General features: G+C 74.4%; 1 protein-coding gene and 1 pseudogene. Both read left to right on the top strand.

Features of this window, described 5'->3' with window-relative positions:
- A pseudogene (locus tag SACPADRAFT_RS33000) lies at positions 1 to 350 on the top strand (AfsR/SARP family transcriptional regulator); the annotation flags it as partial.
- A 240-nt stretch (positions 351 to 590) separates the two neighbouring features.
- The coding region (locus tag SACPADRAFT_RS32995) for a hypothetical protein (protein WP_007027817.1) at positions 591 to 802 on the top strand (212 nt) is incomplete at its 3' end.

The raw sequence follows: 802 nt of genomic DNA, 5'->3' as shown, positions 1-802 counted from the left end.
GCAGCGAGGCGCGCGCCTCGGACACGGTGTGGATCGCCGCGGCGGCGGGCACCGACCTCGCGGACGCGCTGCTGCGGTCCGGCCGGGTGCCGGAGGCGGGCAAACTGCTGCAGCAGGTGCTCGACGACTGGCAGCGGATGCGGACGCTGCCGCAGCTGCGGGACACCCTGCGGCTGGCGCTGGACTGCCTGACCGCGGCGGGGGACCGGTCCCGGGCCGGATCGCTCGGCCGGAGCTGGTCCGAGGGCGACCCCCGTGCGCTGGGCGACAGCGACGAGTTGCGCACCGCCCGCACCGCCCGTGCCACCGCGCGGGCGCTCGCGACGGTGTTCGGCACCGCCCGTCCCTGACGGGCCGCCCCCGGTGTGCGCCATCCGGACGGCAGAAGTCCACTGGATGGCGCACCGAACACTCTGGAAACACCCACTCGGGTGACCGTCGGCGGTGAGCGGGACCGCGGATCGAGCGATCCTTCCCCCGAAAGAACGACCCACGGTCGGACAGCAGTAACCACTTGGCCGATACCACCGGCCCCGGACAGCGGCCACCCTGGGGGCGCACGGTAACAACGGAGCGAAGAAAGGCACACGATGCTGTCGAACATCTTGACGTGGGTCGGCGCGGTGCTGGGCATCGTGGTCCTGCTCGCGATGGCCTCCGGCTCCGTCGCGCTGGACTTCGCCGACGCCCGCGGCCGTCGCCGCGGCAGGGACAAGCCCGGGACCTCCCCGCACGGGGACCCGCACCCGGCCACCGACGGTGTGTCCGCCTCGCCGCAGGGCGGGACCGCTCCCCCGCGCTG

Source organism: Saccharomonospora iraqiensis subsp. paurometabolica YIM 90007 (assembly GCF_000231035.2).
In the GTDB taxonomy this organism is placed as follows: Bacteria; Actinomycetota; Actinomycetes; order Mycobacteriales; family Pseudonocardiaceae; genus Saccharomonospora; species Saccharomonospora paurometabolica.
This window is presented reverse-complemented; position numbering and strand designations above follow the sequence as displayed.